This window comes from Cyanobium sp. NIVA-CYA 375, assembly GCF_056108345.1.
The window spans coordinates 1-17798 of sequence record NZ_JBSYHW010000054.1; the positions used below are offsets into that span (position 1 = coordinate 1).

Consider the following 17798-nt stretch of genomic DNA (forward strand, 5'->3'; position numbering starts at 1 on the left):
GCGCAATGTATGGCATGCTCCTTGTAGCTCTTGCTTAGGTAGAGAACAGCATGGGCGCTGAACATTCTCTCAATTCTGCTCAAGCTTGGATTGATCGGTTGCACGATGGGCTTCCCATAGCGGGAAATGCCCACCCACACCGCGTCAGCATCGGCTGGCACGGCAAGCGGCAAGTTGGCATGAGCCTCTATGGCCACATCATCTTGCAGAAGCAACAGCGGTTGATCATCCAGATGCAGTTCCAGGGCCCTTTTGTGCGCCAGCGCCACGGCCTGGGCGTGCATCCGTTTTGATCTGGAGCCGCTCTCCTGCAGGCGCACACCAGGGCACCAGTCCAGATCCTCAAAGCCCTGTTGCCGCAGGCTCTGCTCCAGGTGCCTCGAAGCGGCACTATCGCGCTCCAGGCTGATCCAGCGGCAGCGCACCTCCCGAAGATCGATCGGGCGCTGCCCTTGTGGACGCTCAGCTGGCGCTTGCGTGTGAACCACCAGGCTCGTTCTTTCCCCCTCCACCTGCAGACACGGATAACGCTGCAACCACCCGGCCAACCAGAGGGACTGCCCCTTTCGATTTGCAGCAAATTCATCCTGCCCCACATGGCTTTTACCGGAAGGGGTGGGCGTAGGCCAGGGCATACTCCCCTCGCTGCGGAAACAGCGGTCGTGCACCAGGGCCAGCGGCCTGCTGCTGCCCCAGAGCAGATCGCGCAGGAACCACTGGTCCACATTGGCGGTTTCGCGGGCGACGGGGGTGTAACAGGAAAGCAGGTTTGCCAGATCCGGCAGCACACCGGCCACCCCACCCCACATGCCCGCCAAAATCGGATCGGTATGGGTCCACCAGTCGCGCATCACATGAAACCAGTTCTCGGAGGCCAGCCATTGCTGCACGGCTCGCACCTCCCGCTGGTTCACCACCGAATCGCAATCGCGCACTAGGAAGCGCCCGACGCCCGGATCGTTGGCCACCTGGAAGCGCCAGCAGAGTTTCTGGCGCAGGCTTTGGTCAGCGGGCATCAGCTGGACCTCAGCGCCAAGGCTTTGCAGCAGCTCCCTGAACTCCAAGGGCACCGCGCAGATAGCTGGGGTTGCTGCCCCAGATTGAGAAGCTGATGCAGTCGACTCGTTCGGCCTGGCCGGGGCGCTGCAGGAAGTCCTGGGGGGTGCCGGCTGGCGGTGCCCACTTCGCCAGTGGGACAGTGGCAGCGCTCTTAAGGGCGAGGGATCGCTCGCCGGCCTGCTGCGCTTGCTGGTACTGGTGGCTGCGGGCTAGTTCTTTTGCAAGGCCATCCCATGCATTGGCACAGTCGGGCCTGAGATCACAGACTCGCCTGAAGAGCGGTAGGGCTTCATCGCCCCGTCCTGCCTGGCGCGAGATCACCACGGCCAGGTTCTCGAGGATGTCGGCGTCGTTGGGGTGCATGGTCTGCAGCTGCCCGAGGAACTGTTCAGCTCCGCGCAGATCGCCCAGCAAAAACACGTAGTAGCTGAGCTGCAACCCCAGCTGCTTTGGCACTGCCTTCGGTGCTCGATTAATTAGGGCCAGCACCCTGTCGATTGCCGCTTGTTGCTCACCCTGCTCCCAGAGCTGCTGGGCTGCCGCATCCCACGACGGCGCCTTGGGTGATCTGGCCATCTGTGGCGGGGCGGAAACTGAGCCAATGTTGCCCAATGACCTTGTCATCCGCATGAAGGCCCAGGCGACAGGGCTTGTCGGGGCGCTAAAGCTGACCTGGAGACGATCCCTTTTACCTGGGGCGTTTTGTATTTGTGAAACGGTTTGTTCAACCCATCGTGGGAGCTAAATGTTGATCACAGCCATTCGGCATGGTGAACATGCACGAGGCCAAGATCCAGCTCTCGTGGCTGGTTGATGAGGCAGCAGCAGGGGAACCGTTTGTGATCTGCAAGGCTGGCCGGCCAGTGCCAGGTGCCCGATGACTTTGATCAGCTGGGTGCCGCCGAGATTGCGGATCCGCATGCTGCTCGACACGCCTATGTTCAGCGTGGCCAGCCTTGCTGCGCCGAGCCCTGCTTGATGGCGGTTGGCATTAAACGCCGCTCCTGCATCGCGATCCCTTTGATCACTGCCGATCAGCAACTGGCGGCCTATCCGGGGCCGGTGCGGCTGATGGGCTAAACGGGCCCGAAGCTGCCAGCTCCGGCTTGCCAGCCAGCGATCGCACCTCGCTTCAGTACGTTTAATGCTTCGGTAAAACGCTCTCTGCCGCAGCTCAAGCTGACCCGCCATCGCCTGGTCTTGCTCTGCACCCTGGCGATCGGCCTGGTGCTGTTTGTCTGGCAGCTCGGCAGCACGGGGCTGGTGGATGAAACACCGCCGCTGTTCGCCGCCTCAGCGCGGGCGATGGCTGAAACGGGCGACTGGCTGATTCCCCGCGTCAATGGCCTGCCCCGCTACGACAAGCCGCCGCTGGTGTATTGGCTGATGGGGGCCCTCTATGCCCTGCCGGGGCAGCAGGCCTGGAACCCCCTGGGCACCTGGGCGGCGCGGCTGCCCTCGGCCCTGGCCAGCGTGGCCCTGATGCTGGGCCTGGCCCACACGCTGCTGCGCTGGCCCCAACGCTCCCGGGCCCCAGGGGCCACGGCGCTGGCGGCCGCCCTGGCCTATGGACTTTCGCCCCTGGCGCTGGTGTGGGGCCGCATCGCCGTGAGCGATGCCCTCCTGGCGGGGTGTCTGGGGTTCAGCCTGCTGCTGAGCTGGCGCTGCTACGCAGCAGGCGGGCGCCGCTGGTGGCAGGCCTGGCTGGTGCTGGGGCTGGCGGTGCTGGCCAAGGGGCCGGTGGCGGTGGTGCTGCTGGGGCTCACCCTCCTTTTATTTGGCTGGCTGCAGGCGGATCTGGGCGGGCTGTGGGCGCGGCTGCGGCCCCTGCCTGGGCTGGCACTCACCGCCCTGGTGGCGCTGCCCTGGTATGGCCTGGCGCTGCTGGTGGAGGGGCAGCCGTTCTGGCAGAGCTTTTTTGGCTACCACAACCTGCAGCGCTTCACCGCGGTGGTGAACAACCACCAGGCGCCCTGGTGGTTCTTCGGGCCGGTGCTGGTGATCGCCAGCTTGCCGGTCACGCCCTTGCTGCTGCTGGGGCTGGCCCAGGGCCTGGGGCGCCTGCGCGAGCCGCTGGCGCCCGAGCTCTCCCTGCAGCGCTTCGCCGCCTGCTGGTTGCTGGCGGTGTTGCTGTTTTTCACGGCGGCCGCCACCAAGCTGCCCAGCTACTGGCTGCCGGCCACGCCGGCGGCGGGCCTGCTGGTGGCCTTGGCGGCCCAGCGGAGCGGTCGCTGGGCCTGGGGGCTGAGCCTGCTGCTCACGGCGCTGCTGGCCGGGGGCTTGGCGGCAGGACCCCTGTGGCTGCCGCTGATTGTGGCCCCCGAGATGCCCAGCCTGCTGGCGGAGCTGGTGGCGTCGCCCTGGGTGCCCATGGCCGCGGCCTGCTGGGCCCTGGCCCTGCTGCTGGGAGCCTGGGTGGGCTGGCGGAAGGACGCTCTGGCGGGCCTGCTGGCCCTGCAGCTGCCGCTGGCAGCGTTTGTGCCGGCGGTGTTGCTGCCGCTGGTGGAGTTGGGGGATCGGCTGCGGGCCGCCCCGGTGCGGGAGCTCGCGGCTGAGGCCCGCTCCGCCCGCCGGCCCAGCGAGCCCCTGGCGATGCTCGGCATGCTCAAGCCTTCGCTGCACTACTACAGCCGCCGGGTGGTGATCTTTGAGGGCGATCAGCCCCAGCATTTGTTGAACCTGGCCGATCGCCTGCGGCAGGAGAGCCGCCCGGGCCAGCCCGCCAGCACGCCGGCGCAGCAGCCAAGCGTGCTGGTGGTGATTGATTCCGGCACCGCCGCCCAGCCCCATTGGCAGGGACTTAAACCCCAGCTGTTGAATCGCCGCGGTATCTACGCCCTCTGGCGCTTGGAGCGCAGTCGCCTGGAGCAGCGGGCGGCCCAGCTGCGCGCAAAGGGTTTGGCCCCCGATTGGCGCGATCCGAGACCCGAGCGCTACTGAGGCGGCGCGCCTTCTAAAGACTGGCTTAGCTCCTTTTGCCGGCAGAAACTGCAATGGCCCCAGCGGGCCATCTCGCCGGCAGGGGCCGGGCTGGTGCAGTGGGGACAGGTGGCCATGCCGTGGACGTCTACCCGGCTGGGATGGACGCTCCACACTTCTTGCTCCTGCTGGCAGCCGGGGGCTACGGCGGCGCTGGGGTGGTGCTGCTCCAGGCGTATGTCGCGCACGGTGAAGCCGTTGGCGCGCAGGGCCCCCAGCAGTTGGTGGCGGTTGTATTGGAGCGCCTGCAGCCAGGGGCCGGGGGGGGCGCCCACGGTGAGCAGGCCGCTGTGCAGCCGCAGGGGCCGGCAGTGGGGTGCCAGCTGGGCGCCGGCGATGCGGGGCCAGGCCTGCCATAGGGCTGCCAGGTGTCCCCCTTGCTGCCAGCTTTGCTGCAATTCCCGCAGGCAGCTGGCCAGGGCGCTGGCGGGCTGCCGGGGTGGCGGCATCAGCAGGCTCAGATTGCCGAGTTGGCGGGTTTGCTGCCGGGGGGCCTTGGCCATTGCCCGACCCTATCGGCGGTGCGGCAATCCCGCTGCTGATCCAAGCCAAACCCTGGCTAACCTCAAGCCTTGCCCCTGCAGCCTCCGATGGGCTTCTTTGATCGCCTCAGCCGCCTGATTCGCGCTAACGCCAATGCGGCGGTAGGCGCGATGGAGGATCCTTCCAAGATTTTGGATCAATCGGTGGCCGACATGCAGTCGGACCTGATCAAGCTGCGCCAGGCGGTGGCTACGGCGATCGCTAGCCAAAAGCGCATCCAGAACCAGGCGGAGCAGGCCGATTCCCAGGCCAAAACCTGGTATGAGCGCGCTGAACTGGCCCTTAAGAAGGGAGAGGAAGATCTGGCCCGCGAAGCCCTAGGGCGCCGCAAAACCTGCCAGGACACCGCCACTGCCCTCAACACCCAGCTGCAGAGCCAGGCGGGTCAGGTGGAGCAGCTCAAAAAAAGCTTGATCTCCCTTGAGAGCAGGATCGCCGAGGCCAAAACCAAAAAGGACATGCTCAAGGCCCGGGCCCAGGCGGCCCAGGCCCAGGAGCAGCTGCAGAACGCCGTGGGCAGCCTCGGCACTAACAGCTCCATGGCCGCCTTTGACCGTATGGAGGAAAAGGTGCAGACCCTGGAGGCTCGCAGCCAGGCCGCTGCCGAACTGGCGGGAGCAGATCTGGAGAGTCAGTTTGCGGCGCTTGAAGGGGCCCCGGAGGTTGACGATGAATTGGCGGCTCTAAAAAATCGCCTGGCCGGTGGCACACCTGTCTCCCTGCCCCTGGCCACCCCAGCCGCTCCCCAGCTTGAGCCGGTAAAGGTGAGTGAGGTAGACCCGGAGCTCGAGGAGCTCAAGCGTTCGATCGACAAGCTCTGAGCGGCTTGGCAGCCCCGCTCCATACAATCTATATACGCATACGTTTTTAAGGGCTGCTGTCGTGTCTGTCGCTCATCTCACCGATGCCAATTTCCAAGCTGAGGTGATCGATTGTTCTACGCCCGTACTGGTGGATGTGTGGGCCGAGTGGTGCGGTCCCTGCCGGCTGATGGCTCCAATGATGGAGTGGCTGGCTGCTGAATATGCGGGTCTTCTGGTGGTGGGCAAGCTCGAGGCTGACGCCAACCCTGCCATTCGCGATGGCTTGCAGATCCAGGGACTTCCCGCCCTGATCTTGTTCCGCGATGGCAAGGAACTGGCTCGCCACGAGGGTGCCATGGCCAAACCACAGCTTCAGGCTTTTGTGGATGCCCATATCTGAGCGCCTGTCCCGTCTTGGCAGCGGCGTTTTCGCCCGCAACGACCAGCGCAAATCGGCCTACGCATCCCGTGCCGCCAGCCGGGGCTTGCCCCCACTGCTCGATCTTTCACTCGGCTCCACCGACCTCCAACCGCCCGAGGCGGCCATCGAGGCGATCGCGGCCCAACTTGGTCAGCCCGCCAGCGCCGCCTACTGCCTTCACGCAGCGACCCTGCCCTTTCGCTCAGCAGTGGCCGACTGGGCCCAGCGGCGCTTTGGGGTGAAGGTGGATGCGGAGACGGAGGTGCTGTTGCTGGTGGGTTCCCAGGAGGGCACGGCCCACCTGCCCCTGGCGGTGCTCAACCCGGGTGATCGGGCCCTGCTGCTCGACCCCTGCTACCCCTCCCACCTGGGTGGCTTGCACCTGGCTTCCGCTGAGCCGGTATTTTTGCCGCTCGATCCCGAGGCGGGTTGGCGGCCGAATTTTGATGCCCTCAGCCCTGAGCAGTGGGACGACTTGAAGTTGATGGTGCTCGGCTATCCTCACAACCCCACCGCCACTACGGGTCAGCAGGCCTGGCTGGATGAAGCCGCTGCGCGGGCGGTGCGCCATGGGCTGGTGCTGGCCCACGACAACCCTTACGTGGATCTGGCCCTCGATGGCGAGGCGCCGGCCCTGTTGCGCTCGCCCCTCTGGCGCGACTGCGGCATTGAGTTTTTCTCCTTTTCCAAGGGCTGGTGCCTCGGGGGTTACCGGCTGGCTTTCGCCATCGGTGCCGAGTGGTTGATCAGCGCCTTGCGCCAGCTCAAGGGGGTGGTGGATTTCAACCAATCCCTTGCCCTGCAGGCCGGGGCGATTGCGGCGCTTGAGCAGGCACCGCATTGGCCTGGTCAGTTGCGGCAGGAATACCGGCAGCGACGCGATCGCATGGCTGATGCTCTGGAGGCGGTGGGCTGGCCGGTGCGGCGGCCCTCAATGGCGCTCTATCTGTGGTTGGAGTTACCGCCCCAGGTGCGCGAGCGCAGCTGGGGCAGTGAAGCTTTTTGCGCCGCCCTACTGGAGGCCACCGGTGTGGCCCTGACGCCCGGCAATGGTTTTGGCCCCGGCGGCGAGGGCTGGCTGCGCCTTGCCCTGGTGCATCCGGTGGCCGAGCTCGAGGCTGGTGCGGCCCGCATAGGCGCCTGGCTGGCCACCCTTTGAGCTGGCAGCTGCGCCGCCTGCCGGTGTGTGCCAGCACCGAGATCGAACTTGCTCGCTGGCTGGAGCAGCGCCAGGTCGCTGGCTTGCCGCTGCAGCGGCTGGCGGTAACAGCTCGGCGCCAGCGCTTTGGCCACGGTCAGCAGGGGCGGCCCTGGTTGTCGCCGGCGGGCGGGCTCTGGCTAAGTGCAGCTATGCCTTGGGCTGGGGCTTTGCCTGGAACGGCCTCCTTGGGGCTGGCGGTAGCGGTGGGGCTGGCCCAGCAGCTAGAGGCCCTCGGGCTTGCGGTGCAACTCAAGTGGCCCAACGATCTGCTCGTGGGGGATCGCAAAATCGCGGGCCTGCTGCCGCGCTTGCGCTTGCGGGGCCAGCGGATCCGGGCTGCCCAGGTTGGGGTGGGTCTCAATGGTTGCAACCGGGTGCCGCCTGGAGCCCTGTCGGTGGCAGAGGCCCTCGGCTGCCGGCAGGGCCACCCCCTGGCGCGGCCAGAGCGCTTGTTGCCCAGGGTGCTAGCCGGCCTGGAATGGGCTGCGGCCCATTCCCAGCAGCCTTGCCAGGTGCGCGCCGCCGCTGAAGCCAGGTTGTGGCGCCCACCGGCGGGCTGGTTGCACGAAGGTGAGCTTTGGCAGGTGCTGGGTCTGCATGCCGATGGCTGCCTGCGCCTCGGCCGGCAGGGGCGGGAGCTGGCCCTGCAGCGCCACTTCTGAGGCCGCTCCTCTCTACAAACCAAGGTCCTCAGTTTTTTATAGTTTGCTAATGCACGATCACTGGTCACCGGGGCGAGCCCTCTTGAACCCAGCTTTCCCAAGCACAAGGCGCCAGTCCAGGGCCCTGCTGGCTATGCTGCCCCTGGTCACAGCACCCCTGCTGGGAGTTGGCCTGGCCTGGGGTCAAGAGCAGCTCAGCCCTGCTCCTGCGCCTGCTGCCGCTGGAGCTACATCTCAGCCGGCCATCACGATGCCGCCAGTGCCACCGCCAGTGCCCCTGGCCCAGCCGCTGCGTCCCGATCCGGCTGCCCTGCCGAGTCGGCCGCCCGTCCGTTTTGATGACTCCCTCGATGAGCTGGTGCGCGATGGGGTGGTAAGTCCGGAGGAGCGAGCCAGGATCCGTTCGGGGTCGGGCATGACCCCCATCAACGTGCCGGCCCACCAGCAGGCTTGCAGCAGCGGCGCCCTGTCTAAACAGGAGTGCAGCAGTGGCTTGGTGGTGCGCTGGCGCGGCCGTCTCAACAATGTCGTGACTGGCGGCATAGCTGGCGGCGGCGATAGCGGCGCTGAATCCTTTGGCCGCTTTGACGGCGAAGGCCGGCTGTTGCCGCCGCTCACGGTGCCGGTTTCGGCCCTGCTGGCCGGTTCCGGCGGTAGTTTTCGACTGGCCGATGTATTTGGGGTGACGCCCCGCCCGGCGCCGATTGGCGGCAACGGCAATCGCCGGTTGCTGTTCCCACTTATTGGTTCGGCCGTGACCAGCAGCAACTTCGGCTATCGGTTGCACCCAATCTTGGGCAGCTGGTTGATGCACGCCGGTCGAGATCTGGCGGCGCCGGAGGGCACGCCGGTGGTGTCAGCCCTTGGCGGCTTGGTAGTGAGCAGTGGCTTGGCGGGGGGCTACGGCTTGGCGGTTGAGGTCGAACATGACCGGCCGCGGCGCCGCACCCTCTATGGCCACCTCAGCGAGCTTTACGTCAAGGAGGGCGACCGGGTGCGCCAGGGTGAGGTGATCGGTCGGGTTGGCAGCACGGGCCTGAGCACCGGGCCGCACCTCCATTTCGAGCTGCGTCTGCCCGGGGATGGCGGCTGGGTAGCGGTGGATCCCGGCGATCTTGATCCTGGCAAGGAAGCTGCCGGCAGCGATGCCATTGCCCTGTTGATGGGGCAGCTGCTGGAGAGGCTCGAGCGGCCCCGTTCCGTTAGCTGAGGATCCATCAGCTCAGGATCCGGCCGTCGCGGAAGTGCACGATCTTCTCGGCCCTGGCAGCCACCTCGTCTTCGTGGGTGACCATCACCACCGTCATCCCGCCGCGGTGCAAGGCATCAAATATGTCGAGCACCTCGGCGGTGGTGTGGGAATCGAGGGCGCCGGTGGGCTCGTCGGCCAGCAGTAGGGCGGGTTGGTTGATGATCGCCCGAGCTATGGCTACCCGTTGCTGTTGTCCGCCTGATAGCTGGTTTGGCTTGTTATTTAGTCGCTGACCCAGCCCCACCCGCTTTAGAGCATCTTGGGCCCGCTGACGCCGCTCAGGGGCAGGCACCCCCGCATACACCATTGGCAGCATTACGTTGTCGAGGGCGCTCAACTGAGCCAGCAGGTGGAACTGCTGAAATACAAAACCCAGGTCTCGGTTGCGTAGGTCAGCGAGTTGATCGTCGCTGAGGCCTTCCACCGGGGTGTTGTTGAGCCGGTAGCTGCCGCTGGAGGGGCGGTCTAAGCAACCAATAATGTTCATAGCCGTGCTCTTGCCGGAGCCAGACGCTCCCATCACTGCTAGGTAATCGCCCCGGTTGACCGTGAGATCCACATGGTCAAGGGCCTTTACGGCCATTTCGCCGCTGCCATAAATCTTGTTGACGCCTTGAAGCTGGGCAACGGGGTCGCTCATCAAAACGCTTTCCTGTGCTCAACGAATGGCCTGAACCAGCATCGGCGTGCCGGTAACAGCCTGGCTGGCCCAGGTGAATAGGGGGTTGGAGAGGATGCCGCCGACGGCAGTAACAATTACGCAGCCCACCAGGGCAGTGCGCAGGGCGGGCAGGCCAGCTACAGACCAATTGATGGCGGGATAGGCCTTCACCACATCTGAGGCCTCCTGGGGCTCTTTGACCACCATCATCTTGATCACCGAGATGTAGTAGTAGATCGACACCACTGAGGTGACTAGACCCACCACCACCAGCAGGTATTGGTGGTCGGCCCAGCCGGCAAAAAATAAATAAATCTTGCCGAAGAAGCCCAGCATTGGAGGAATGCCACCCAGGGAAAGCAGGCAGAGGCTCAAGCCCAGGGTGATCAGTGGATCCTTTTGATAAAGACCGGCGTAATCGGCGATGCGGTCGGATCCAGTGCGCAGAGAGAACAGGATGATGCAGGCGAAGGCGCCCAGGTTCATGAACAGGTAGGCGGCCATGTAGAGCACCATTGCGGCAAAACCGTCTTCCGTGCCGCACACCAGGCCGATCATCACGAAGCCAGCCTGGCCGATCGAGCTGTAGGCGAGCATCCGCTTCATCGAGGTTTGGGCCAGGGCCACCACGTTGCCGAGCACCATGCTCAGCACCGCCAGCACGGTGAAAAGCAGCTTCCACTGGGCATCAAAGCTCTCGAAGCAGCCCACCAGGATGCGCAGGGCCAGGGCAAAGCCTGCGGCTTTGGAGCCCACCGAAAGGAAGGCCACCACCGGCGTCGGCGAGCCCTCGTAGACGTCGGGGGTCCATTGGTGGAAGGGCACTGCGGCGATCTTGAAGGCCACCGTGGCCAGCACGAAAACCAGGGCCAGCGCCGTAACGGGCGAGGCGCTGGTGCGCAGGGCCAGGGCTACGGCGTCGAGGCCGGTGGCACCGCCGGTGAGGCCATAAAGCAGGGAAGCGCCGTACAGAAATACGGCTGCGGCGGCTGAACCTACCAGCAAGTATTTAAGCGCTGCCTCCGAGCTGCGGGCATCTCGCTTCATGTAGCCGGCCAGCAGGTAGCTCGATACCGACAGGGTTTCCAGCGACACGAAAATGGTCACCAGATCGGTGGCGCCACACAGGAACATGGCGCCGAGGGTGGCAGCCAGCAGGATGCCGGCGTATTCACCCACCGGCGTGCCGCTCTGCTCCACATAGCGCCAGCTGAGCAGCAGCGAAATCAAGGTGGAGGCCGCCACCACGGCCCGGAAGGCGATCGCCAAGTTGTCCGCCAGGAAGGAGCCCACGAAGGCGGGCTGCAGGTCGGGGGTGTTCCACTGCAGGGCAAGCAGCACCAGGGCGCTGCCCAGGCCCGCGTAACAAATAGGTGGCACCCAGCGACTGGCCGCCTTTTCACCCGCCAGATCCACCAGCAAGCAGGTGAGCAGCGCAATCAGCACAGCCACCTCCGGGGCGATGGCGCCAGCATTGAGCTGGAGATTTAATCCTCCCGTTCCGGCACCACTGCCGATCGCATCGGCCACGGTGGAGAGGGCGCCCAGCAGGAACATCAGCGAGGGGACCGCGAGGTGGGAGCTGTGATGTGGAGGACTGTAGCGGCGGCCAGCTGTCGACTTGGGCACTTGATGCGATAAAGAGGGAAGCGGTAAGGCGCTGGTCTGTGGGTCACACCCTGGTCATTGTTGAAAGTCCGACGAAGGCCCGCACCATCCGCGGCTTCCTTCCCAAGGACTTCAAGGTGGAAGCCTCGATGGGGCACGTCCGCGACTTGCCCAACAACGCAAGTGAGATTCCGGCGGCTCACAAAGGTGAGAAGTGGGCCAATCTCGGCGTGAATACTGCCGCCAACTTCGAGCCCCTCTACGTGGTGCCGAAGGACAAGAAGAAGGTGGTCAAGGAGCTCAAGGATGCCCTCAAGGGCGCCGACCAGCTGCTGCTGGCCACGGACGAAGATCGGGAGGGGGAATCGATCAGCTGGCACCTGCTGCAGCTGCTCAGCCCCAAGGTGCCGGTGAAGCGGATGGTGTTTCACGAGATCACCAAAGAGGCCATCAGCCGAGCCCTAGAGGACACCCGCGACCTCGATATGGAGCTGGTGCATGCCCAGGAAACCAGGCGCATTCTCGATCGCTTGGTGGGCTACACCCTTTCGCCCCTGCTGTGGAAAAAGGTGGCGTGGGGGCTGAGCGCCGGCCGGGTTCAATCGGTGGCAGTGCGCCTGCTCGTGCAGCGCGAGCGGGCCCGCCGGGCCTTCCGCAGCGGCAGCTACTGGGACCTCAAGGCCCGGCTGGAGCAGGGCGAAGCTGGCTTTGAGGCCAAGCTCAGCCATTTGAAAGGGGAGCGCATCGCCGGAGGCTCCGACTTCGACGAGAGCACCGGCGCCCTTAAGGCCGGCAGCAAGGTGAGGCTGCTGAGCGAGGCCGAGGCCCGCCAGCTCCAGGTCCAGGTGCAGGCCAACCCCTGGCAGGTGTCCTCGGTGGAGGAGAAGCCCACGGTGCGAAAGCCCGTGCCGCCTTTCACTACCAGCACCCTGCAGCAGGAGGCCAACCGCAAGCTGCGGCTCTCGGCCCGGGAAACCATGCGCACGGCCCAGGGCCTCTACGAGCGCGGTTTCATCACCTACATGCGCACCGACTCGGTGCACCTCAGCGACCAGGCGATTAATGCCGCCCGCAGCTGCGTCAGCGATAAGTACGGCAAGGATTACCTCAGCCCCAGCCCCCGCCAGTTTTCCACCAAAGCCCGCAACGCCCAGGAGGCCCACGAGGCGATTCGCCCAGCCGGTGAGGCGTTCCGCACCCCGAACGCCACAGGTCTTGATGGCAAGGATCTAGCCCTTTATGAGCTGATCTGGAAGCGCACCGTGGCCAGCCAGATGGCTGATGCCCGCCTCACCATGCTCGCCGTGGAATTGCTGGCGGATGGCGGCACTTTGGGCCCAGCCCAGTTCCGGGCCTCCGGCAAGCGCATCGATTTCGCCGGCTTCTTTCGCGCCTATGTCGAGGGCAGCGACGATCCCGACGCGGCGCTCGAGGGTCAGGAGCTGCTGCTGCCGGCCCTGAAGGTGGGCGACAGCCCCGGCTGCAAGGCCGTCGAGGCCCTCGGCCATCAAACCCAGCCCCCCGCTCGCTACAGCGAGGCGGCCCTGGTGAAGATGCTGGAGAAGGAGGGCATCGGGCGCCCCTCCACCTATGCCTCGATCATCGGCACGATCGTCGATCGCGGCTACGCCACCCTCGCCAACAACTCCCTCACCCCCAGCTTCACGGCTTTTGCCGTGACGGCCCTGCTGGAGGAGCACTTCCCGGACCTGGTGGACACCAGTTTCACGGCCCGGATGGAGAACACCCTCGATGAGATCTCCCACGGTCAGGTGCAGTGGCTGCCTTACCTGGAGAGCTTCTACAAGGGAGAAAAGGGCCTGGAAACCCAGGTGCAGCAGCGGGAGGGCGATATCGATCCCGGCGTGTCCCGCACCGTTGAGCTGGAGGGCCTGCCCTGCGTGGTGCGCATCGGCCGCTTCGGCGCTTACCTGGAAACCAAGCGCGTCGCTGAAGACGGCACCGAGGAGCTGCTCAAGGCCACCCTGCCCCAGGAGATCACCCCTGCCGATCTCGATGCCGAAAAGGCCGAGCTGATCCTGAGGCAAAAGGCCGATGGGCCTGAGTCCCTTGGCGATGACCCGGAAACCGGTGAGCAGGTGTACCTGCTGTTTGGCCAGTACGGCCCCTACGTGCAGCGGGGCCAGGTGAGTGACGAGAACCCCAAGCCGAAGCGAGCTTCTCTGACCAAAGGCGCCAAGCCCGAAGAGCTGACCCTGGAGGATGCCCTCGCCCTGTTGCGGCTACCCCGTCAACTTGGCGACCACCCGGAGGGCGGTCGGGTGGAGGCGGGTCTGGGTCGCTTTGGCCCCTACGTGGTGCACCACAAGGGCAAAGGCGAGAAGGACTACCGCTCGCTCAAGGCTGAGGACGATGTACTGGTGGTTGGCCTGGGCCGAGCCTTGGAGCTGTTCGCCATGCCCAAGAAGGGCCGTGGCGGCCGCACGGCCCTCAAGGACATCGGTGTCCCCGAGGGCGACGACGAGGCGATCCAACTGTTTGACGGTCCCTATGGCCTCTACGTCAAGCAGGGCAAGCTGAATGCGTCGCTGCCGGAGGGCACCACCGCCGACACCATCACCCTGGAGCAGGCGGTTGAGCTGCTGGCCGCTAAGGCAGCTACGGGCAAGGCCAAGGGCCGCAAGCCAGCTGCAGGTGCGGCCAGCAAAGCGGCTGCGAAAAAGCCGGCTGCCAAGTCCGCTGCCCCAAAGGCCCCAACTACCACCAAGACCGGCCGGCTGCGCGCCAGCGCGGTGCGGGTGATCAGGGCGGCGGACAGCTGATGGCAGGCGCCGGCCGCACCCTTGGGTCGCTGCTTTGCGCCCTAGCGCTGGCTGGCTGCAGTGGCACCCGCTTCGGCGACCAGCTGGCCCGCAGCTTCTCAGCGCCTCCGGGCCAGCCCGCTCAGCCGGTCTCGCCTGCCCCTAAGCCAGCTACCGCCACTCCCGCCTCCAAAGCGGCTTCCCCCGCGGCTGCCTCCCCCAAAAAGGCTGAGCCCAAGCCCGTAGAAGCCAAGCCGCCAGCCGTCAATCCCAGTAGGCCAGCCCCCTATCGCATCACGATCCAGCTGCCCTCCGCCGATCCCGCGGCCCCGGCTGAGGCGGTCACCGAAGCCTTGCGGGCGGCAGGGGTCATTTTTGAGGTGGAGATGATTGAGCGGGTCGGAGCTGCTGCTACGCCGGCGCCAGCCCCCACGGTGACGCCGGCGCCGGCACCGCGCTGATGTCGTCCCGGCGTCAACTCAACCGCGGCCAGGCCCGCCAGTTGATGGATACGGCCTACCTCGCCGCCGCCACCGCCCTGCTGTGGGTGGCGCTCTACTACTTGCCGGTGGGCAGCCCCCTATTTCGGCTGGCCCTGCCCCTGCCCCTGGCCCTGTTGCAGTTGCGCCATGGCTGGCGCTGTGCCGTGGAGGGTTTGGTTGTGACCGCCCTATTGCTGGTCGCCCTGATGGGTCCGATCCGGGGGCCGTTGGTGGTTTTCCCCTATGGCTTTTTGGCGCTGTGGCTGGGCTGGTGCTGGCGGGCCAGGGTCGGTTGGCGCTCCAGTTGGTGGCTGAGCTGGGGCGTGGGCAGCCTGATCGGTGCAGCCGGCTTCCTGGTGCGGGTGGCGGTGCTCTCGGTGTTGGTGGGTGAGAACCTTTGGGTGCTGATCACCACCGCGGCGGCTGGTTTATTGGAGAAGCTGGCCGGCTGGCTGGGCCTGGCGGCATCAATCGAGCTGGCCCAGGTGCAGCTGGCTGCGCTGGCGCTGGTGTGGGTGCAGAACGTGATCGTGGTGCTGGCCCTGCACGCGGTGGCCTACTGGATCTTTCCGCGCCTGCATTCCCCCATCCCAGAGCCACCGGATGCCCTTCGGGCCCTGGTGGCCCTTGACCCCCTCTGATGCCCCCCTCTGAGTGGCCTGATGGCCCCTGATCCATGGACCCAGGCCCTGGAGCAGGGCTGGCGCCGCAGCCGCACTCTGCTGCTGCTCGCCGCCACCGATACGGCTGCGGTGCCTGGGATTTCCGCTGCCGGGGCCTCGCCCCAGGCCCGGCTGGGCACGGCGGCCGCCGATGCCGAACTGCTGCTGCTGGGCCCCGGTGGCCGCCGCTGCCATGCCCTGCCGCCCCTGCCGGCGGGGGTGAGCCCGGCCCTGATCAGCCATGTGGTGTTGAGTCAGCTGGGGCTGCTGGAGCGCACCCGGGTGCTCGATCTGGGCTGTGCGATCGCGGCGGCGGTGCCGCATCTGCGCCTGCCGGGGCTGGAGAGTGCCGGCCCGGCCCGCTGCCTCAGCACGGGCCAGGCCCTTGCCCCAGCCAGGGTGGCGGCCCTGGTGCAGCGCGGCCGCGCCTGGGGCAGGCGCTGGGATCCGGCCGAGCCGTTGCTGCTGGCCGAATGCGTTCCAGGCGGCACCACCACGGCCCTGGCGGTGCTCGAGGGTCTGGGGGTGGCGGCGGCGGGCCTAGTCAGCGGCAGCCTGCGCCAACCGGTCCACGGGCTCAAATCGGCCCTGGTCGCTCAGGGTTTGGCAGCGGCAGGTTTGGCAGCGGCAGAGCTGGCGGCAGTTGAGTACCCCCTGAGCGTGCTGGCGGCGTTGGGGGATCCCATGCAGGCCTTCGCTGCTGGGCTGGTGGGAGCGGCGGCGGTCCGCGGTGCGCCGGTGCTGCTGGCCGGTGGCAGCCAGATGGCGGCGGTGCTGGCCCTGGCCCTAGCCCTGGCTAAGCCAGGGCAGCGGCCAGCCCTGGCGGAGCGCTTGGTGGTGGCCACCACCGCCTGGGTGGCTGAGGAAGCTGGCAGCAACCTGGCCCTGCTGCTGGAGCGCATAGGTGCCCGCTGGCAGGTGCGGCCGCGGCTGGAGGTGGCGGCCCTGCGCTTCCATGGCTGCAGCAGCGCCGCCCTAGGCGACTACGAGCGCGGCTACGTCAAGGAGGGGGTGGGGGCCGGCGGCCTGGCCCTGCTCTGGCAGTTGGCGGGCCGGCAGCCAAGTGCCCTGGCGGAGGCCTGCGACGCAGCCTGCCGGCTGGAGCTCGGTGTCTAGGGTCGCTGCCATGGCATTCACTCCCGCTGGGCTCTCCCGTCGCCGGCTGCTGCAGCTAGGGATGGGCGCTGGCGCTGGCCTGCTGGCCGCCTGCCGCTCCGCCGCTGGCCCCGAGCTGCTGCTGGCAGAAGCAGACCTGCCCGCCGCCTGGCTGAAGCAACTGCCCGCCCCCTGGCGGACACGCCAAGTAGCTGATTCAGCTGCTGTGCAAAAAGCCATGCGTGAGCTTGGCCAGCGGCCAGCCCCTGGCTTGGTTGCTCCTGGTTTGGTTGCCCTCAGTGACGGCTGGGCTAGTGGCCTGAGCCGGCAGCAGCTCCAGCCCTTTGAGGCGCCGCGGCTGTGGGCTCGCCTGGCCGCCTTCAGTGCCCCGGTGGCCCGCCTGTTTGCCCCGGTGGGTGAGGCGCAGCTGGCCTTCCCCTGGGCCTACAGCCCCTGGGTGATCGCCCTGCGCAGCCGCCCCGACCTGGCCGCCCGTCGCCAGGAGGGCTGGCAGTTGCTGCTTGATCCCAGCCTGCGCGGCCGGTTGGTGCTGCCCTCCAGCCCCCGCATCAGCCTGGAGATCATGGGCAGCGATTTTGAGCGGTTGGGGCGGTTGCGGGCTCAGGCCCTCGCCTACGACGACCGTGACGGCCTCAATCTGCTGCTCAGCGGCGATGCTGAGGCGGCGGTGCTGCCCCTGCAGCGTCTGATTCCCCTGCTGCGCCGCGATCAGCGCCTGGCGGTGATCTGGCCCGACAGCGGCGCGCCGCTTACCTGGAAGCTGCTGCTGCGGCCTGCGGGAGGTGCCTCATCAGTTTCGCCGCCGCTGGAGTGGCTCGGTGCTGTGCTGGAGCAGCCCCTGCTGGAAGGCCTGCTGGCCCGCGGCTTGGTGCCGCCCCTGCCCAAGGCTGATCTGGCGCCGGTGGCGCGGCGCTTCCCTGCGGCAATTTCAGCCCTGCTGCTGCCCGGCGACGCCCTGCTGCAGCGCTGCTGGAGCCTGCCACCCCTTTCCCTGCCCCAGCAGCTGGCCCAGCAGAACCTTTGGGATGCGGCCGCGCCCGAGATTTAACGGGCAGGGTTCAGATCAAGGGGGGAAGCGCGAAGCTAAAGCTCAGCACTAGGTCGTCGCTATCCAGGTCGCCCCCTCCCAGCATGTCTTCCAATCCAAATTTGTTGGTGCCGAGGGTGCTGAAGTGGCTGATGCCATCGGGGTTAGCAACTCCATATGCAAAGAATGTGTTTCCCCGCACCTGGGCAAACGGGGCCAAATAGCCGGATTCCAACAGAGTGAAGTTCTGCAGGCTGGTGCCCCTATTGGTGACCTTCAGGTCGCTAATAGCGATTAAATCGTTGGCTGGATTCAATACAGCCTGGGCATAGCTATTGTAATTTTCACGGTTGGGTGTGAGTAGGGAGTCATCCGCGAGTCGTATGGTTCCTCTGGTGTCCTCGGTGCGGTAGAAACCTGTGACCGAGTCGTATGCGGCCTCGCGGCCCAAGGCCAGGGTTGCTTGTACCGGAGTATTGCCCAGCTTGGTAAGGTCCAACACCGGTGCTATTGCTTGGGCTTGCCCGATCAACGCGTCCAGGCTGGGCGGACGATCTTGC

At 66.4% G+C, this 17798-nt stretch carries 17 protein-coding genes and 1 pseudogene; 12 read left to right on the top strand and 6 right to left on the bottom strand.

From position 1 onward, the window contains the following. Both AC01FP_RS12500 and AC01FP_RS12505 read right to left on the bottom strand, forming a co-directional pair. Positions 1–1016, bottom strand: a 1016-nt coding sequence (locus AC01FP_RS12500; RefSeq protein ID WP_474480635.1) for a hypothetical protein, incomplete at its 3' end; no start/stop codon positions are given. A 10-nt stretch (positions 1017–1026) separates the two neighbouring features. Next, positions 1027–1635 (bottom strand): hypothetical protein, encoded by a 609-nt coding sequence (locus tag AC01FP_RS12505; protein WP_474480637.1) that lies wholly within the window; start codon positions 1633–1635, stop codon positions 1027–1029. A 200-nt stretch (positions 1636–1835) separates the two neighbouring features. Here AC01FP_RS12505 and AC01FP_RS12510 point away from each other — a divergent pair, with 200 nt between their 5' ends. Further along, a complete protein-coding gene (locus AC01FP_RS12510; protein ID WP_474480658.1) occupies positions 1836–1940 on the top strand; it encodes a type II toxin-antitoxin system Phd/YefM family antitoxin in 105 nt (34 codons plus the stop codon). Between the two features lie 319 nt (positions 1941–2259). Then, positions 2260–3999, top strand: coding sequence for an ArnT family glycosyltransferase (locus AC01FP_RS12515; protein ID WP_474480638.1), 1740 nt, complete (start codon positions 2260–2262; stop codon positions 3997–3999). Here the strand turns inward: AC01FP_RS12515 and AC01FP_RS12520 are convergent. After that, the gene (locus AC01FP_RS12520) at positions 3993–4541 is read right to left on the bottom strand and encodes a DciA family protein (RefSeq protein WP_474480640.1); all 549 of its coding nucleotides are present in this window, start codon (positions 4539–4541) and stop codon (positions 3993–3995) included. The genes AC01FP_RS12515 and AC01FP_RS12520 overlap by 7 nt on opposite strands. An 87-nt stretch (positions 4542–4628) precedes the next feature. On the opposite strand from AC01FP_RS12520, the gene AC01FP_RS12525 reads away from it, so the two are divergent. The 5 genes from AC01FP_RS12525 (at position 4629) to AC01FP_RS12545 (ending at position 8878) form a co-directional block, all read left to right on the top strand. Next, entirely contained in the window at positions 4629–5402 is a 774-nt protein-coding gene (locus AC01FP_RS12525) for a PspA/IM30 family protein (RefSeq protein ID WP_474480660.1), read from the top strand. A gap of 61 nt (positions 5403–5463) precedes the next feature. Further along, the gene (locus AC01FP_RS12530; RefSeq protein WP_474480642.1) at positions 5464–5784 is read left to right on the top strand and encodes a thioredoxin family protein; all 321 of its coding nucleotides are present in this window, start codon (positions 5464–5466) and stop codon (positions 5782–5784) included. Further along, complete coding sequence (locus AC01FP_RS12535) at positions 5771–6964, top strand: aminotransferase class I/II-fold pyridoxal phosphate-dependent enzyme (RefSeq protein WP_474480644.1); 1194 nt, start codon at positions 5771–5773, stop codon at positions 6962–6964. The genes AC01FP_RS12530 and AC01FP_RS12535 overlap by 14 nt, the downstream gene beginning before the upstream one ends. Then, a complete protein-coding gene (locus AC01FP_RS12540) occupies positions 6961–7668 on the top strand; it encodes a biotin--[acetyl-CoA-carboxylase] ligase (RefSeq protein ID WP_474480646.1) in 708 nt (235 codons plus the stop codon). Before AC01FP_RS12535 ends, AC01FP_RS12540 begins: the two co-directional genes overlap by 4 nt. A 133-nt stretch (positions 7669–7801) precedes the next feature. Continuing rightward, the gene (locus AC01FP_RS12545; RefSeq protein WP_474480647.1) at positions 7802–8878 is read left to right on the top strand and encodes a M23 family metallopeptidase; all 1077 of its coding nucleotides are present in this window, start codon (positions 7802–7804) and stop codon (positions 8876–8878) included. A 7-nt stretch (positions 8879–8885) separates the two neighbouring features. Here the strand turns inward: AC01FP_RS12545 and AC01FP_RS12550 are convergent, their stop codons facing one another. After that, on the bottom strand, positions 8886–9560 hold the full coding sequence (locus tag AC01FP_RS12550) for an ABC transporter ATP-binding protein (protein ID WP_474480649.1): 675 nt from the start codon (positions 9558–9560) through the stop codon (positions 8886–8888). Between the two features lie 18 nt (positions 9561–9578). Next, positions 9579–11138: an NAD(P)H-quinone oxidoreductase subunit N gene (locus tag AC01FP_RS12555; RefSeq protein ID WP_474480651.1), complete on the bottom strand. Its 1560-nt coding sequence runs from the start codon at positions 11136–11138 to the stop codon at positions 9579–9581. Positions 11139–11248: 110 nt separating this feature from the next. Here AC01FP_RS12555 and topA point away from each other — a divergent pair, with 110 nt between their 5' ends. Genes topA through AC01FP_RS12580 form a run of 5 tightly spaced genes read left to right on the top strand, consistent with a single transcriptional unit; the run spans position 11249 to position 17259 of the window. Further along, positions 11249–13972: a type I DNA topoisomerase gene (topA, locus tag AC01FP_RS12560; protein ID WP_474480652.1), complete on the top strand. Its 2724-nt coding sequence runs from the start codon at positions 11249–11251 to the stop codon at positions 13970–13972. After that, positions 13972–14412 (top strand): hypothetical protein, encoded by a 441-nt coding sequence (locus AC01FP_RS12565; RefSeq protein ID WP_474480653.1) that lies wholly within the window; start codon positions 13972–13974, stop codon positions 14410–14412. The genes topA and AC01FP_RS12565 overlap by 1 nt, the downstream gene beginning before the upstream one ends. Beyond that, a complete protein-coding gene (locus AC01FP_RS12570) occupies positions 14412–15074 on the top strand; it encodes a DUF2232 domain-containing protein (RefSeq protein WP_474480654.1) in 663 nt (220 codons plus the stop codon). The genes AC01FP_RS12565 and AC01FP_RS12570 overlap by 1 nt, the downstream gene beginning before the upstream one ends. A 21-nt stretch (positions 15075–15095) precedes the next feature. Further along, positions 15096–16211 (top strand): nicotinate-nucleotide--dimethylbenzimidazole phosphoribosyltransferase, encoded by a 1116-nt coding sequence (locus tag AC01FP_RS12575; RefSeq protein ID WP_474480655.1) that lies wholly within the window; start codon positions 15096–15098, stop codon positions 16209–16211. Positions 16212–16221: 10 nt separating this feature from the next. Beyond that, complete coding sequence (locus tag AC01FP_RS12580) at positions 16222–17259, top strand: twin-arginine translocation pathway signal (RefSeq protein ID WP_474480657.1); 1038 nt, start codon at positions 16222–16224, stop codon at positions 17257–17259. A gap of 10 nt (positions 17260–17269) precedes the next feature. Here the strand turns inward: AC01FP_RS12580 and AC01FP_RS12585 are convergent. After that, a pseudogene (locus AC01FP_RS12585) lies at positions 17270–17798 on the bottom strand (hypothetical protein); the annotation flags it as partial.

Coding starts and splice junctions, on each gene's coding strand:
- AC01FP_RS12550 (WP_474480649.1), bottom strand. CDS start 9,560: ATGAGCGACCCCGTTGCCCAGCTTCAAGGCGTCAACAAGATTTATGGC.
- AC01FP_RS12510 (WP_474480658.1), top strand. CDS start 1,836: ATGCACGAGGCCAAGATCCAGCTCTCGTGGCTGGTTGATGAGGCAGCA.
- AC01FP_RS12535 (WP_474480644.1), top strand. CDS start 5,771: ATGCCCATATCTGAGCGCCTGTCCCGTCTTGGCAGCGGCGTTTTCGCC.
- AC01FP_RS12575 (WP_474480655.1), top strand. CDS start 15,096: ATGGCCCCTGATCCATGGACCCAGGCCCTGGAGCAGGGCTGGCGCCGC.
- AC01FP_RS12520 (WP_474480640.1), bottom strand. CDS start 4,541: ATGGCCAAGGCCCCCCGGCAGCAAACCCGCCAACTCGGCAATCTGAGC.
- AC01FP_RS12555 (WP_474480651.1), bottom strand. CDS start 11,138: ATGTTCCTGCTGGGCGCCCTCTCCACCGTGGCCGATGCGATCGGCAGT.
- AC01FP_RS12525 (WP_474480660.1), top strand. CDS start 4,629: ATGGGCTTCTTTGATCGCCTCAGCCGCCTGATTCGCGCTAACGCCAAT.
- AC01FP_RS12565 (WP_474480653.1), top strand. CDS start 13,972: ATGGCAGGCGCCGGCCGCACCCTTGGGTCGCTGCTTTGCGCCCTAGCG.
- AC01FP_RS12570 (WP_474480654.1), top strand. CDS start 14,412: ATGTCGTCCCGGCGTCAACTCAACCGCGGCCAGGCCCGCCAGTTGATG.
- AC01FP_RS12580 (WP_474480657.1), top strand. CDS start 16,222: ATGGCATTCACTCCCGCTGGGCTCTCCCGTCGCCGGCTGCTGCAGCTA.
- AC01FP_RS12505 (WP_474480637.1), bottom strand. CDS start 1,635: ATGGCCAGATCACCCAAGGCGCCGTCGTGGGATGCGGCAGCCCAGCAG.
- AC01FP_RS12545 (WP_474480647.1), top strand. CDS start 7,802: ATGCTGCCCCTGGTCACAGCACCCCTGCTGGGAGTTGGCCTGGCCTGG.